The sequence below is a fragment of the Amycolatopsis sp. NPDC043889 genome, from assembly GCF_056435645.1.
Genome location: NZ_JBWKEC010000041.1, coordinates 25,668 through 40,111 on the forward strand (window position 1 = coordinate 25,668; position 14,444 = coordinate 40,111).

A 14,444-nucleotide genomic window follows, 5' to 3' on the forward strand; every position below is an offset into this window, starting at 1 on the left:
ATCCATGCCCCCGCCACCACCCTCAAAGGTGGCGCTTCGCGCCGCTGTACCGATTCCGGGGAAGACACGTCGCAGGTAGGCGAGGTGATATTGCTCCGAAAAGTTGTAATGCGCGTGAGTACCGTCACCCGTCCGGGTGGTACTCGTTGGTAGGTGACAGTTCCCTGCCCCTTGTCACCAGGAGAAACACATGGCCGCATTTCGCCACTGGCGTCGACGTGCAGCACTCGTCGTCGCCCTGCTAGCCGTCCCGGCCGCGGGGATGGCCCCCGCGCAGGCCGCGGGACCGCTCGCACCCGTCGCCCCCGGACTCTCCCGGCTGCTCTCGACCGCCACCGGCGCCACGGGAGTGACCGCGCTCGTGCACGCCGAGGACATCGCCACCGCCGAACGCGCCGCCCGCGCGGCCGGGCTCAAGAAGATCACCTCGTTCGCGAAGGTCGGCGTCGTCGCCGTCCGGGGCACGGCGGACCAGGTGCGCGCGGTCCGCGGGGCCGCCGGGGTCACCTACGTCGAAGGCAACGAGAAGCTCAAGGCACACGGCAGCGCCGGCACCACGGCGACGCGAAGCCTCCAGACCCAGACGCAGCTCAAGGACGCCGGTGGCGCTCCCGTGGACGGCAGGGGCGTCTCGGTCGCGATCATCGACACCGGCGTCGACCCGACGCATCCGGCCTTCAAGGGCGCCGACGGCAAGACACGGGTGGTGCGCAACCTCAAGAGCCTCTGCTTGGACGGCACCACCACGAACTGCATCGTCGACGTCCCGACCTCCGTCGACACCGACACCCTCGCCCTGGGCGGCCACGGCACGCATGTCACCGGCATCGCCGCCGGGAACCGGCTGACGCTGGCCGACGGCACCAAGGTCGGCGGCTCCGCGCCAGGCTCGAAGATCGTTTCGGTCTCGACCGGGGCCGCACTGCTCGTGCTCGGCACGGACGCGGCGCTGAACTGGGTGCTGGAGAACCACAAGGCGCCTTGTGGCGCGGGCGTCGCGGCGTCGGTGTGCCCGCCGATCAAGGTGACCAACAACTCCTACGGCCCGAGCGGCGGCGGCACCTTCGACCCGAACTCGGCGACGGTGAAGCTGCAGCGCGCTCTCGCCGCGGAAGGCGTCGTCACGGTGTGGGCGAACGGGAACGACGGCGGCGACGGTTCGGCGAACCTCTCCAACCCGCCGGGGCAGGACCAGACGCCGGGCGTGCTTTCCGCGGCGTCGTTCAACGACCAGGGCACCGGCACCCGCGACGGCACGGTGTCCGACTTCTCCTCGCGCGGCCTCAAGACCGACCAGGCGAGCTGGCCCGACGTTTCCGCGCCGGGGGAGAACATCCTCTCGGCGTGCCGTCCGACGCAGCCGATCTGCACGCAGGGCCTCCAGCCCAAGAACGGCCCGGGACTCCTGGATCTCGGCACCTACAACGTGATCAGCGGGACCTCGATGGCGGCGCCGCAGATCACCGGGATCGTCGCGCAGTTGTTCCAGGTCGCGCCGAACGCGAGCCCGGGTGACATCGAGGCCGCGATCAAGGGCACGGCGTACAAGTTCGCGAATGGCTCGCCGTACGTGGCCGCCGGGCCGTACACGTCGAGCTTCGACAAGGGCACCGGCCTGGTGGACACCTTCGCCGCGGCGAAATCCCTCGGCGCCCAGGGCTGAGCCGGACGCCAGTGCGTGAAGGCCTCCTTGAGGGACTCTGGGTTCGTCAAGGAGGCCTTCACGGCGCGGATCTGGACCGGCTACGAGAGCCGGTCACGTCTTGAATGTCCACAAGGGACAGTTTTGGGTGGCGAAATGTCCGATTGACTCCGTGTATGCGTTTTGGCGCGGAGGTCGTGAGTGGCAATGAGGGTTAGAACGTTCATTGCCACGTACCTAAGTTGATCTTGGGCGAGGGTGACAGGTGGGGTTAAGGCTTCCTTCGCTGCGTCTGATGCGACGAAGGGCTGGTCGTGGGTCGGGTTGGTCGTGAGTGGCGTTTCGGGTTCTAACCCGAAACGCCACTCACGACCCCCTCGTGCAATCGCTCTCCGGGCATCAGTCGGACATTGAGTCAGCGAAAAGTGTCCTTGGTGGACACTCAGGGGCGCGGTCGGCTCCTGTCGGCCAGGGCCACCGAGCGCGTGACCTGCGGCAATCCTCGCCGCTTACGATCAAGACCTCATTCAAGATCAACTTAAGCTACGTGGCATTGGGTTAGAACGCTCATCGCCACTCACGACCCCGCTCCCCACTGCTGACTCGACCACCCGCGTGAGGGATCCCTTCGGGCGCCGCCGGCACGTGCCTGCGGATGAGGGGCAGCGGCCTTCAAGCGAGTCCTGCGTCCCAATCAGGTGCGACTTGTGGTGTTCATGTGGCCAAACAGCACAGTTGGGGTGCACAATGTGCTCACGCGTACCGGGAGGCGGCACGAGCCACCAGACCAGCGCAGCTCGCGAGGTCGTAGGGGAAGACGCCCCTCGTCGAGTAGCGGAGGTCAGCAGTGAGCACCCGTGGCAACACCCGTGGCGTGGTGTACGTCCACTCGTCGCCGTCTGCGGTGTGTCCGCACGTCGAGTGGGCCATTTCGGGCACCCTGGGTGCCCGAGTCGAGTTGAAGTGGACGGCGCAGCCCGCCAGTCCAGGACAGCTCCGCGCCGAATGTGGTTGGCGTGCGCCTTCGGGCACCGGCGGAAAGCTGGCGTCCGCGCTCAAGGCGTGGCCGATGATCCGGTTCGAAGTCACCGAAGAGCCCAGTGCGGGGGTCGACGGGGAGAGGTTCTGTTTCGCTCCGGGCCTCGGCCTGTGGCACGGCAGGACCAGTGCCAACGGCGACATCGTCGTGGGCGAGGACCAGTTGCGTGCCTTGGTGAGCAAGGTCCGCACCGGCGAATCGCTGGCGCACAAGCTCGACGAGCTCCTTGCCGCCAACTGGGACGAAGCGCTCGAACCGTACCGGCACGCCGGTGACGGCGCCCCGGTCACCTGGCTGCACCAAGTCGGGTAGACGCCGGTGATGACGGAAGAGGCGGGCGGCTAACCTTTCAGGGTGACCGCCCAGCCTCGCCCCCTCTCTCGCCAGCGGTGGCTGATCCCCGTTCTCGTGGTCGTGATCTCCTTGACCGTCGGCGTGGGGTTGCTGGCACGTGATCTCTACACCCGCCCGGAGGCCGCGCCCACCGAGCCGGTCGTGAGCGAGTCGCCGACGTCTGTCGCCCCGGAGCAGCAGCCCGGCTCGCCCGTCGTCGAGGTGACTCCGGACGTCTTCGCGCATCCGCAGTACCAGAGCGTCCGGCAGGTGCTGCAGGGGTATTTCGACTCCATCAACGACCGCGACTATCCGAAGTGGACATCAGTGGTCACCCGTGAACGGGCCAAGACCAAGACCGCGGCGGAGTGGAAGAAGGACTATCAGTCCACTCGGGACGGCAGCATTCTCGTCTACCGCGTCGAGCCGAGCACGCCGACCATGCTCCGGGTGCTCGTCGCGTTCACCAGTACGCAGGACGTCGAGGACGCGCCGCTGTACCTGCCGGAGGGGTGCATCCGCTGGCGGCTGGTGCTGCCGCTGCGGCTGGAGAGCGGATCATGGCGCGTCGACACCACCGACGGCGGCACCAACCCCGAACACGAAAGATGCTGAAGTAAGGGGCGACATGGTCCCCGAGGCTGACGCGAGGGGGGGCCGGGCGGAATAGAGTCGCGGGCATGGCAATTGATCAGCCGGCCCTGCTGACCGACGCCTCAAGGGGGCTCACCAGCGAAGAAGTCGCCCAGCGGGTGGCGGCGGGCCAGACCAACACGGTCTCGACGAAGACCAGCCGGACGACCGGCGAAATCATCCGGGCGAACGTCTTCACCCGGATCAACGCGATCTACGGCGTGCTGTTCGTGCTCATCCTGTCGACGGGATACTTCATCGACGGGTTGTTCGGCGGGCTGATCATCGTCAACAGCGCGGTCGGCATCATCCAGGAACTCCGGGCGAAACGGACACTGGAACGGCTCGCGATCGTCGGGCAGGCGAAACCGACGGTCCGCCGTGACGGTCAGAGCACCGAGATCGCGCCGGAAGACGTCGTGCTCGGGGACCTCGTCGAACTGGGGCCCGGCGACAAGATCGTCGTCGACGGCCCGACGCTGACGGCCGAAGCGCTGGAGGTCGACGAATCGCTGCTGACCGGTGAATCCGATCCGGTGGTCAAGCAGCCCGGCGACAAGGTGCTGTCCGGCAGTTTCGTCGTCGCGGGCAGCGGCACCTTCCGCGCGGACATCATCGGCGACGAGTCCTACGCGGCGAAGCTGGCCGCGGAGGCCAGCAAGTTCACCCTGGTGAAGTCGGAACTGCGCCAGGGCATCGACAAGATCCTCAAGTTCATCACGTACCTGCTCATCCCGGCGGGCGCGCTGACGATCTACAACCAGCTCGCGGGCGACCAGGCGTGGCCGGACGCGCTGCGCGGCATGGTCGCGGCGCTCGTGCCGATGGTGCCCGAGGGCCTGGTGCTGATGACCAGTGTCGCGCTCGCGGTCGGGGTCATCCGGCTGGGCAAGCGCCAGTGCCTGGTGCAGGAACTCCCGGCGATCGAGGGACTCGCCAGGGTCGACGTGGTGTGCGCGGACAAGACCGGCACGCTCACCGAGAACGCGATGCGGCTCTCCGAGGTCCGGGAGATCACGCCGGGCCATCCGGTGGACGACGTGCTCGCCGCGCTCGCCGCCGCCGATCCGCGCCCGAACGCGAGCCTTCAGGCGATCGCGGAGGCGCACCGGGCAGATCCGGGCTGGCGGGTCTCCACGACCATGCCGTTCTCCTCGGCGCGCAAATGGAGTGGTGCTTCGTTCGGCCCCGACGGCGACTGGGTGCTCGGCGCGGCCGACGTCCTGCTGCCCGAGGGCGAGCATCGGGCGGAGGCCGAGAAGATCGGTTCCCGCGGTCTGCGGGTCCTGCTGCTGGGCCGTGCCGAGCGGGCCGTCGACACGGCCGAAGGCCCCGGCGAGATCGAACCGGTCGCGCTCGTGGTGCTGGAACAGAAGGTCCGCCCGGACGCGAAGGACACGCTGGACTTCTTCGCGCACCAGGACGTCGCGGTCAAGGTCATCTCCGGCGACAACGCCATTTCGGTGGGCGCCGTCGCGAGCACCCTGGACCTGCCGGGCGCGGACAAGCCCGTCGACGCGCGGAAGCTGCCGGACGACGCGGAGAAGCTGGCCGACACCGTCGAGGATCGCGCCGTCTTCGGCCGCGTGACCCCGTTGCAGAAACGCGCGATGGTCGGTGCCCTGCAGTCGAAGGGGCACACCGTCGCGATGACCGGCGACGGCGTGAACGACGTCCTCGCGCTGAAGGACGCGGACATCGGCGTCGCCATGGGCGCCGGCAGCCCGGCCACCCGCGCGGTCGCGCAGATCGTGCTGCTGGACGACAAGTTCGCCACCCTGCCGCACGTCGTCGCCGAGGGGCGGCGGGTGATCGGCAACATCGAGCGCGTCTCGAACCTGTTCCTCACCAAGACGGTCTACTCGGTACTGCTGGCGCTGATGGTCGGCATCGCGCAGGTGCCGTTCCCGTTCCTGCCGCGGCACATCACGATCACCGCGTGGTTCACGATCGGCCTGCCCGCCTTCGTGCTCTCGCTGGCGCCGAACAACGAACGCGCCCGCACCGGCTTCGTCGGGCGGGTGATGCGGATGGCCGTCCCGGCCGGGCTGGTCATCGCCACCGCGACGTTCGTGAGCTACCTGCTGGTGTACAAGGGAGCCGGACAGTCCGAACTGGACAAGATCCAGGCTGGGACGACCGCGCTGATCACGCTCATCACGATCGCGCTGTGGGTGCTCGGGATCGTCGCGCGGCCGTACCGGTGGTGGAAGATCCTGCTGATCGGCGGGATGGTCGTGCTGACGCTCGCGTTGTTCCTGATCCCGTTCACGCAGAAGTTCTTCGCGCTGGACCCGAGCGTGAGCGCGTACACGCTGTCGGCGTTCGCCTGTGCCGGAGTGGGGATCGTGCTGGTGGAGATCGCCTGGTGGGCCGGGCGGCATCTGGTCAAGCGTCAGGAAGCCTGACCGCTTCGCCCCCTCTGCGCGCTATGAAAGGTCCTTTCCTTGCAAAATTTGCAAGGAAAGGACCTTTCATAGCGCGCGGGGCACCTGCCGCAGCGCGCCTCGAAGTACGTGAAGGCCCCCTTCACCGCGCTAGACGCGGTGAAGGGGGCCTTCACGTACTGAAATCAGGCCGCCGGGGTGAACAGCAGCGCCGTGTTGTGCCCGCCGAAGCCGAACGAGTTGCTGATCGCCGCGCCCAGCTCGACCTTGCGCGCCTCACCGGAGACAACGTCGAGCTGCACCTTCGGGTCCAGGTCTTCGAGGTTCAGTGTCGCCGGGATGAGCCCGTGGTAGATCGCCAGGATCGTGGCGATGGCCTCGACCGCGCCCGCACCGCCGACCAGGTGGCCGAGCGCGCCCTTGGGAGCGGTCACCACGACGTGCTCGCCGACGGCGTTGCGGATCGCCGCCGCCTCGCCGACGTCGCCGACGACCGTCGAGGTCGCGTGCGCGTTGACGTGGCCGACGTCGGCAGGGGAGACCCCGGCCATCGTCATCGCCTGCCGCATGGCGGCGATCTGGCCGACGCCCTCCGGGTGGTTGCCCGTGATGTGGTACGCGTCCGAAGTGATCCCGTACCCGCTCAGCTGCGCGTAGATCCGCGCGTTGCGGGCCTTGGCGCGGTCCGCCCGCTCGAGGATCACGACGCCGGAGCCCTCGCCGAGGACGAAACCGTCACGGTTCACGTCGAACGGCCTGGAAGCCTTCGCCGGGTCGTCGTTGCGGGTGGACACCGTCCGCGCCTGGGCGAAACCGGCGAGGGTGATCGGGTGGATGCACGATTCGGCACCACCGGCGACCACGACGTCGGCACGGCCCGAGCGGATCATCTCGTAACCGGCGGCGATGCCTTCCGCGCCCGACGCGCAGGCCGACGCGGGCGAGTGCACGCCGGCACGCGCCTTCAGGTCGATCCCGACGTGAGCGGCGGGGCCGTTCGGCATCAGCATCGGCACGGTCAGCGGGGAGACCTTGCGGAGTCCCTGCTTGTGCAGAAGGTCGTTCTGGGAGATCAGGGTGACCGGACCGCCGACACCGGTACCGATGGTCACCCCGAGGCGCTCGGGTTCCACATCCTGATGCTCGTCGGTCGGCTGCTCGAAGCCCGCGTCCGCCCAAGCCTGCCGGGCGGCGATGAGCGCCACCTGCTCACAGCGGTCCAGCCGCCGGGCCTGGACCCGCGGCAGGACTTCGGACGGGTCGACGGCGAGCATGGCGCCGATCTTCACCGGCAGTTCGAGTTCGTCGACCCAGTCGGCTTCGATACGGCGGATCCCGCTCGCCCCGGCGAGCAGGCCGTCCCACGTGGACGCGACGTCCCCGCCGAGTGGCGTGGTCGCGCCCATCCCGGTGATCACGACGTCGATGTTGCTCATTGGAGTCTCCCCAAGGTCGGCGCCAATCAAGAAGTCGGACTTACTTGGAGTTGGCCGACACGTAGTTCACCGCGTCGCCAACGGTCTTCAGGTTCGCCAGCTCGTCGTCCGGGATCTTGACGCCGAACTTGTCCTCGGCCTGGACAGCGATCTCCACCATGGACAGCGAGTCGATGTCGAGGTCGTCCACGAAGGACTTCTCGGCGGTCACGTCGTCCTGCGCCACACCGGCGACCTCTTCGACGATCTCGGCGAGGCCGGCGAGGATCTCTGCGTTGTCTGCCACTGGTTGTTCCCTTCTCGGTGATGCTTTCGGCTGCCCCGCGGACACGGTGTCCACAGGGGAAGTATTCATCACGGGCAGACGAAGGCCTGGCCCGCGTAGGAGAGTCCGGCACCGAAGCCCACGGCGAGCACGACGTCGCCCGGTTTGGCGGTCCCGGCCTTGCGCATATGGTCCAGCGCCAGCGGAATCGACGCGGACGAGGTGTTGCCCGAGTACCTGATGTCGTCGGCGACGACCATGTCCTCGCGGGCGCCCTTGGCGCGCAGCTTCTTGGCGATGGCCTCGACGATACGCAGGTTGGCCTGGTGCGGGATCAGCACGTCCACATCGGACGGTTCGAGCCCGGCGAGTTCCAGCGCCTGCATGGCGATCGGCGCGATCTGCGTGGTCGCCCAGCGGAAGACCGACTGGCCCTCCTGGTAGATCCACTTGTCGTCGCGCATGTAGATCAGGTCGACGTGCTCGCCCGCGCTGCCCCACGCGACCGGGCCGATCTGCGCGGTGTCGGCAGCGCCGACCACCGCCGCGCCGGCGCCGTCGGCGAAGATGATCGCGTTCGCGCGGTCGACCGGGTCGACGTGGTCGGTGAGCTTCTCGGCGCCGATGACGAGCGCCTTCTTCGCGCTGCCCGCGCGGATCAGGTCCGAGGCGACGCCGATGCCGTAGCAGAACCCGGCGCAGGCGGCGTTGAGGTCGAACGCGGCCGGATGCGTGATGCCGATCCGGTCGGCCACCTGTGCGGCGGCGTTCGGGATCTGGGTGGGCATCGTGCAGTTCGGCAGGATGACCGTGTCCACTTCGGACGGATCCACGCCGGCGTCCGCCAGCGCGGCGGTTCCCGCCTTGACCGCCATGTCGACCAGCGACTCGTCCTTCTCGGCGAACCGGCGCTCGACGATGCCGACCCGCTCGCGGATCCACTGGTCGTTGGTGTCCATGATCTTCGAGAGATCGTCGTTGGTCACGATCTTCTCGGGCTGGAAGCTCCCGACACCGAGGATGCGGGTCCCGGCGGCGCCCGGTGCCTGCCGCAAAGTGGATCGGTCGGTCACGAAGCGTCCTCCTGCCCCTGAAGCTTCGCCAGCTCGGCCGGCGTCTTCAGAGCGATCGTGGTGGTCACGGTTCCCTTGAGCTGCCGCTTGACCAGCCCGGTCAGCGTGCCCGCCGGCGGGAGTTCGAGCGTCGAGGTGACACCCGCGGCGACCAGACCGTCCATGGTCAGGTCCCAGCGCACCGGGCTCGTGACCTGCTTGACCAGCCGGTCGAGGTACTCGGCCCCGCTGGTGACGACCTGGCCGTCGGCGTTCGACAGCAGCGGACGCGTCGGGTCCGCCGGGGTGATCTTCGCAGCGTGGGCCGCCAGCGCTTCACGCGCGGGTGCCATGTAGGAGGTGTGGAACGCGCCCGCGACCTTGAGCGCGCGGACCTTCGTGCCCTCCAGCGGCTCGGCCACGATCTTCTCGATCGCGTCGGCGGCGCCGGAGGCGACGATCTGGCCGGCGCCGTTGCGGTTCGCCGCGGCGAGGCCATGCCCCTCGAGCCACGCGACGACCTGCTCGGGGTCGCCGAGCATGACCGCGGCCATGCTCGTGGGCTCCAGCGCGCACGCCTTCGCCATTTCCGCGCCGCGGACGGCGGCCAGCGCGACGGCGTCTTCGGGGCTCAGCACCCCGGCGGCGGCGGCGGCCGCCAGCTCGCCGACGGAGTGGCCGGCGACCGGCGCGTCCGCGGCGACCGGGGCCTCACGCTGAAGGTGCTCGAACGCCAGCAGTGACAGCGCCACGATCAGCGGCTGCGTGATCGCGGTGTCCTGGATCTCTTCGGCGTCCGCTTCGGTACCGAGGCGGACGAGGTCGAGACCGGCACGCTCGGACCAGGCTTCGACGCGCGCGCGGGCGCCGTCGAGCTCGAGCCAAGGGGAGAGCATGCCTGGGGCTTGGGAACCCTGACCGGGGGCGAGGACTGCAACTGTCACCCCATTAGAGAACACTCTCGGCCACCATGGTCGTGATGCCGACGCTCACCAAGTCCGGCCGACGTAATTGTCGGAACCCTCCAAAAGCGCCTTCCTGATCTCCGCGCTTAACCCAAAAGCCTTGTCGGGTTCAACCAGCTTTCCCTATGAACTCCGTCACTGCGCAGAGTTACCAAGCCGGGTTGATGGGCAAGGTGCGCCTTTGTGAGTGTGTTGGGTCGTTATGGCCGAAGGGGGCTCGAAGGTGGCGTGGCGGGGCTGGTTCGGTGCTCAGTGGCGAACGCCATGTCCTGAAGGGTCCCTTGAAGACATCCTGCGTCTCAAAGGGGGCTTTCAGGGCATGCCCGCGGCCACGAAACCCTCATCTGGGCGCCGGACATGCCGCCCTTGTGATCGGTGGTGCTGCTGGGGTTCAAGTTGGTGCTCCGGGAGGGGTGAGGGGAACATCGAGGGACTCTGGGGCCCGCAAGGAGGCCTTCTCGGCACTGCGGTTCCACTCACGATCCACCGGGCGCGTCACCAGAGGCCGCGGGCACGGGCCAGCCGCCCGACCGTCAGCGCCACCTTCAGCACCCAGGCGTCCCGCGATTCGGCGGCGTGGCGGCCGGTGAGTTCGGCCGCCTTCCGCAGCCGGTACCGGACGGTGTTCGGATGCACGAACAGCGTCCGCGCGCAGGTCTCCAGGACGCCGCCGCTGTCGAGGTAGGTCTCCACCGTCCGCAGCAGTGCCGGGCCCGCTTCCTCCAGTGGTCGCGCGATCTGCTCGACGAGCAGGCGCTCGGCCTCGGGGTCGCCGGACAAGGCGCGTTCCGGCAGCAGGTCGATCGATCTCGCGGGCCGCGGCGCGCCCGGCCAGCCGACGACGGCACGCAGACCGGAAAGCGCCTCTGTCGCGCTGTGGTGTGCTTCGGCGAGCGTGGGCACCGTCGGCCCGGCGACGACCGGGCCCTCGGCGAAGGCGACCGAAAGCTTGGTGAGGATCTCGCGGTCCTTGACGCTGCCGTCGGTGGGCCCGGCGACGACCACGACCAGCCGGGAGCCCTGCACCGAGAGCAAGACCGGGCGCCCGACCCGCGCGGCGCGGCTGCGCACTTCGAACACGACGGCGGGCGGGTCGTCCGACGTCGGGGTGCCGACCAGCGCGGTGGCGGGAGCGGCCGGATCCCAGCCGAGCGCGGCGGCGCGGGAGAGCACCGCTTCCTCGGCGTCGCCGCGGACGATGCCGTCGACGACCAGCGCTTCCAGTCGCGCGTCCCAGGCGCCTCGCGCCTCGGCCGCGGCCGCGTAGGAGTTGGCGGCGGCGAACGCGATCTCCCTGCCGTAGCGCAGGATCCCCTCGATCAGCGCGGCGCGTTCCGCTTCGTTCGCGGCGAACTCGGGCAGCTGCTCCTCGAACACCTCGATCGCCAGCCGGACCATGCCGACCGCCTGCCGCAGGCTCACCCACCGGGAAAGCTCGGCGGGTGCTTCGCGGAAGGCTTCCGTGGTGAGGGAGAGGGCCTCCTTCGCGTCGCGAAGCCAGTCGACGAAGCCGGCGGCACCCGCTTGGGTGATGAGCAGGACGCTCGCGCGCTGGTCGGCGGGAAGCCGGGCGAACCAGCTCAGCCGCTCTTCCATCACCGCTACGCTCGCGCTCGCGAGCCGGCCGGAGGCGTGTTCGAGCCGCCGGAGGGTCTTGGCGGACAGCCCGTGGTGCTTGGGCACACGCCGTCCGGAGGTCGCATCAGCCATGGTCAGCCGATCCTAGGCCGTGTCCGGCAAGTGGTCTTCGCGCCCAGGTGGTCCCTGGATCACGAAGCCCATCGAACAGACTTACCGGACACCGCCTAGGGCGTGTCCTGCGGATCTTTTTCATGATCGTGTGCAGATGATGGATCGTGGTTGGTCGTGGGGAGTTGACGGATAAGGCGTGGGCAACGATCGCGCCGCTGCTGCCTGTGGAGACAGGTCGCAGGGGTGGGCGGTGGCGTAGTCACCGTCAGGTGATCAACGCGATTCTGTGGCATGAACGCACGGGTGCGCCGTGGCGTGATCTTCCTGACCGGTATGGGCCGTGGAAGACCGCTCATGAGCGATTACGGAAGTGGACCGCGGACGGGACGTGGGACCGGATCCTGGAGCACGTGATCGTCAAGGACGACTCCCTCGGGACACTCGAGGACAACATCGAGTTTGTGATCAGTGTCGATTCCACGAGTGTCCGGGCGCATCAGCACGCGGCCGGTGCCCGGAAAAAGGGGGCTGTGCGGACTGGATCGAAGAGCTCGCCGTCGAGGGCGAGTGCCTCGGGCGTTCCCGAGGCGGACTGACAAGCAAGATCCACTTGGCTGTCGACGCCGCCGGTCTGCCGTTGGCGGTGATCCTCACGCCAGGGCAGGCCGGGGACAACCCGCAACTGCTGCCCCTGCTGGACGAGATCCGTGACATCGAGGTGGACGGGCGGAAAGTGCGGGTCGGGCGAGTGCTGGCCGACAAGGCCTACACCCACCCGAGCACCCGGAAAGCGCTGCGGGAGCGCAGGATCAAGGCCACCATTCCCGAACGCGCGGACCAGATCGCCCGCCGGAAGGCCAAAGGCAAGTCCGGTGGCAGACCACCGGCCTTCGACCCCGACCTCTACAAGCTCCGCAACGTGGTCGAGCGATGCTTCAACAGGCTCAAACAATTCCGTGGCCTGGCAACACGGTTCGCCAAACGAGCCGCCTACCACCGCGCCGAGATCATCCTCGCCTGCATCGTCCTGCACCTCCGATGAAGATCCCCAGGACACGCCCTAGTCCGCCGGGCAAAGGGCGCCTTCTTCCTGCGACCTTTCGCCGTCCGTGTCCGAAGTCGACGGTCATCGGCGATGAATGGTGAAAGGTGTTCGCATAAAAACTCGAGGCCGCCCGGCGCTAGCGTTTTTCGCTGCGCCGGACGGCCTCGTCTCCCCGGTCCCCACCGGTGGAACAAGTATGGGACTTGTCGATCTTTTCCCGCTAGCTCACTCACTCGATCGTGGGGCGCCGAGTTGCCGGTGCGGGGCTGGTGATCAACGATCCCTCGCAAGCCGCACCGGGTAGGTCGCGGATGCGCAGAGGAGGGAGTTCGCCGTGGGCGAGCAGCTGAAAGACGGTCTGGGACAAGCATGGAACCTTGTCGCCACCTTCGTGCCGAAATTGATCGGTTTCCTGATCATCCTGTTGATCGGCTGGCTGATCGCGAAAGCCGTGTCGAAGGCATTGGGACTGGTTCTGTCGAAGATCGGTTTCGGCAAGCTCATCGAGAAGACCGGACTCACCGGAACGCTCAAACAGGCGAATGTCGACGCGGGCGGGATCCTCGTCAAACTCGTGTACTACTTCATTCTCCTGATCGCGCTGCAGCTCGCGTTCGGCGTATTCGGTGAGAGCAATCCGGTCAGCGCGCTGCTCAACGACATCATCGCCTTCCTGCCGCGGATCCTGGTGGCACTGGTGCTGGTGATCGTCGCGGCCGCCGTCGCGAAGGTCGTCCGCGACCTGGTGACCGGAGCGCTGTCCACCCGGCCCGCGGGACGGCTGCTCGGCACGATCGCCTACTGGATGATCATGGCGTTCGGCATCATCGCCGCACTCGGCCAGGTGAACATCGCGACCGCGATCACCGGGCCGGTCCTGATCACTGTCCTCGCCACCATCGGCGGCGTGATCGTCGTCGGCTTCGGCGGCGGACTGATCAAGCCGGCGCAGGACCGCTGGCAGGGCTGGCTGGCCAACCTGCAGGGCCAGCTGGAGGCCGGGGACGGCAAGCAGGAGGTCCGTTCGGAGCCGCCGACTTCGCCCGTGGGCATCGGTCGCGTAGATTCCTGAGCATCCGCGCGGGCCCGGTGATCGAGGAAGGCACCGGGCCCGCGTGGAGTCGAAAGGGCCCATCGCCGCGGAACACGCGGTGGAGGGCCCTTTTTCGCACCCTGTGAGATCTCCTCAGCGTCCCTCGAGTCGCCCGCCTGTTCCGCACCTCACACTCCCTAGGGAATGGGGCCGGAACGGAGCATGTTGGAGCGGTAGACGGAGAGGGGTGCGGACGTGGACTTCCTGCTGCACAACGGTGTCACGGTGCTCGGACAATGGATCTCGTTCGCCGAGCTGGCGGGCCAGATCTTCGCGCTGGCCGTGGTCTTCCTGGCGCAACGTCGCACGTTGTGGACGTGGCCGGTCCAGGTCGGCGCCACCGTGCTGTTGTTCTCGGTCTACCTCTCCGCGCATCTCGGCGGGCTCGCGACCAGGCAGATCGCGATACTCGCCATCTCGATCTACGGCTGGTGGGCCTGGTCCCGCCGCAGCGACCCGGTCTACGGCGTGGTCGTCCGCAAGGGCAGGCTCGGCGAGCGCCTGGCGATGATCGGCGCGTTCGCGATCGGCACCACCGCGATGGCGCTGGTCCTCGACGCGCTGAACGCCTCGTGGGCGCCATGGCCGGACGCCGCGATCTTCGTCGGCACGCTGGTCGCCTTCGCCGCGCAGGGCGCGGGTCTCGTCGAGTTCTGGCTGGTGTGGCTGGTCGTCGACGCGATCGGCGTGCCGCTTCAGCTCTCTTCGGGCCTGTACTTCTCCGCGGCGGTCTACATCGTGTTCGCCGGGCTGGTCGTGCACGGCTGGTGGAGCTGGAACCGCACCGCCAAGCAGGTCCGGACGGCGCCGGCCGGTGTCACCACGGCCTCTGCCTGACCCGCGTTTCGTCCTCTGGATGCGG

General features: G+C 68.3%; 11 protein-coding genes and 1 pseudogene. 7 read left to right on the top strand and 5 right to left on the bottom strand.

Annotation, left to right across the window (positions count from 1 at the left end; all coding sequences use genetic code 11):
• The first annotated feature begins 190 nt into the window (after positions 1-190).
• From AC0685_RS39650 to AC0685_RS39665, 4 genes are all read left to right on the top strand, one after another.
• Positions 191-1,663 (top strand): S8 family serine peptidase, encoded by a 1,473-nt coding sequence (locus AC0685_RS39650; RefSeq protein ID WP_478230206.1) that lies wholly within the window; start codon positions 191-193, stop codon positions 1,661-1,663.
• An 826-nt stretch (positions 1,664-2,489) separates the two neighbouring features.
• The gene (locus AC0685_RS39655; protein WP_091599164.1) at positions 2,490-2,993 is read left to right on the top strand and encodes a DUF3145 domain-containing protein; all 504 of its coding nucleotides are present in this window, start codon (positions 2,490-2,492) and stop codon (positions 2,991-2,993) included.
• A 42-nt stretch (positions 2,994-3,035) separates the two neighbouring features.
• Positions 3,036-3,629, top strand: a complete 594-nt coding sequence (locus AC0685_RS39660; protein WP_340687459.1) for a hypothetical protein — start codon at positions 3,036-3,038, stop codon at positions 3,627-3,629.
• Between the two features lie 65 nt (positions 3,630-3,694).
• On the top strand, positions 3,695-6,055 hold the full coding sequence (locus AC0685_RS39665; protein ID WP_478230207.1) for a cation-translocating P-type ATPase: 2,361 nt from the start codon (positions 3,695-3,697) through the stop codon (positions 6,053-6,055).
• A gap of 164 nt (positions 6,056-6,219) precedes the next feature.
• On the opposite strand, the gene AC0685_RS39670 is transcribed toward AC0685_RS39665, so the two are convergent.
• The 5 genes from AC0685_RS39670 to AC0685_RS39690 all read right to left on the bottom strand — a co-directional run bounded on the left by AC0685_RS39670 (position 6,220) and on the right by AC0685_RS39690 (position 11,462).
• On the bottom strand, positions 6,220-7,470 hold the full coding sequence (locus AC0685_RS39670) for a beta-ketoacyl-[acyl-carrier-protein] synthase family protein (RefSeq protein ID WP_478230208.1): 1,251 nt from the start codon (positions 7,468-7,470) through the stop codon (positions 6,220-6,222).
• Positions 7,471-7,510: 40 nt separating this feature from the next.
• Positions 7,511-7,756, bottom strand: coding sequence for an acyl carrier protein (locus AC0685_RS39675; RefSeq protein WP_004559006.1), 246 nt, complete (start codon positions 7,754-7,756; stop codon positions 7,511-7,513).
• 68 nt (positions 7,757-7,824) lie between these two features.
• Positions 7,825-8,808 carry a beta-ketoacyl-ACP synthase III gene (locus AC0685_RS39680; RefSeq protein ID WP_125673101.1) on the bottom strand — a complete coding sequence of 328 codons (984 nt, stop codon included), beginning with the start codon at positions 8,806-8,808 and terminating at the stop codon, positions 7,825-7,827.
• Positions 8,805-9,731 (bottom strand): ACP S-malonyltransferase, encoded by a 927-nt coding sequence (locus AC0685_RS39685; RefSeq protein WP_478230209.1) that lies wholly within the window; start codon positions 9,729-9,731, stop codon positions 8,805-8,807. Before AC0685_RS39685 ends, AC0685_RS39680 begins: the two co-directional genes overlap by 4 nt.
• 516 nt (positions 9,732-10,247) lie before the next feature.
• On the bottom strand, positions 10,248-11,462 hold the full coding sequence (locus AC0685_RS39690; protein ID WP_005164946.1) for a PucR family transcriptional regulator: 1,215 nt from the start codon (positions 11,460-11,462) through the stop codon (positions 10,248-10,250).
• A gap of 146 nt (positions 11,463-11,608) precedes the next feature.
• On the opposite strand from AC0685_RS39690, the pseudogene AC0685_RS39695 reads away from it, so the two are divergent.
• From AC0685_RS39695 to AC0685_RS39705, 3 genes and pseudogenes are all read left to right on the top strand, one after another.
• Positions 11,609-12,486: pseudogene (locus AC0685_RS39695) on the top strand (IS5 family transposase).
• 337 nt (positions 12,487-12,823) lie between these two features.
• On the top strand, positions 12,824-13,561 hold the full coding sequence (locus tag AC0685_RS39700; RefSeq protein ID WP_478230210.1) for a mechanosensitive ion channel family protein: 738 nt from the start codon (positions 12,824-12,826) through the stop codon (positions 13,559-13,561).
• A 216-nt stretch (positions 13,562-13,777) separates the two neighbouring features.
• Complete coding sequence (locus AC0685_RS39705) at positions 13,778-14,419, top strand: nicotinamide mononucleotide transporter family protein (RefSeq protein ID WP_478230211.1); 642 nt, start codon at positions 13,778-13,780, stop codon at positions 14,417-14,419.
• Positions 14,420-14,444 lie beyond the last annotated feature (25 nt).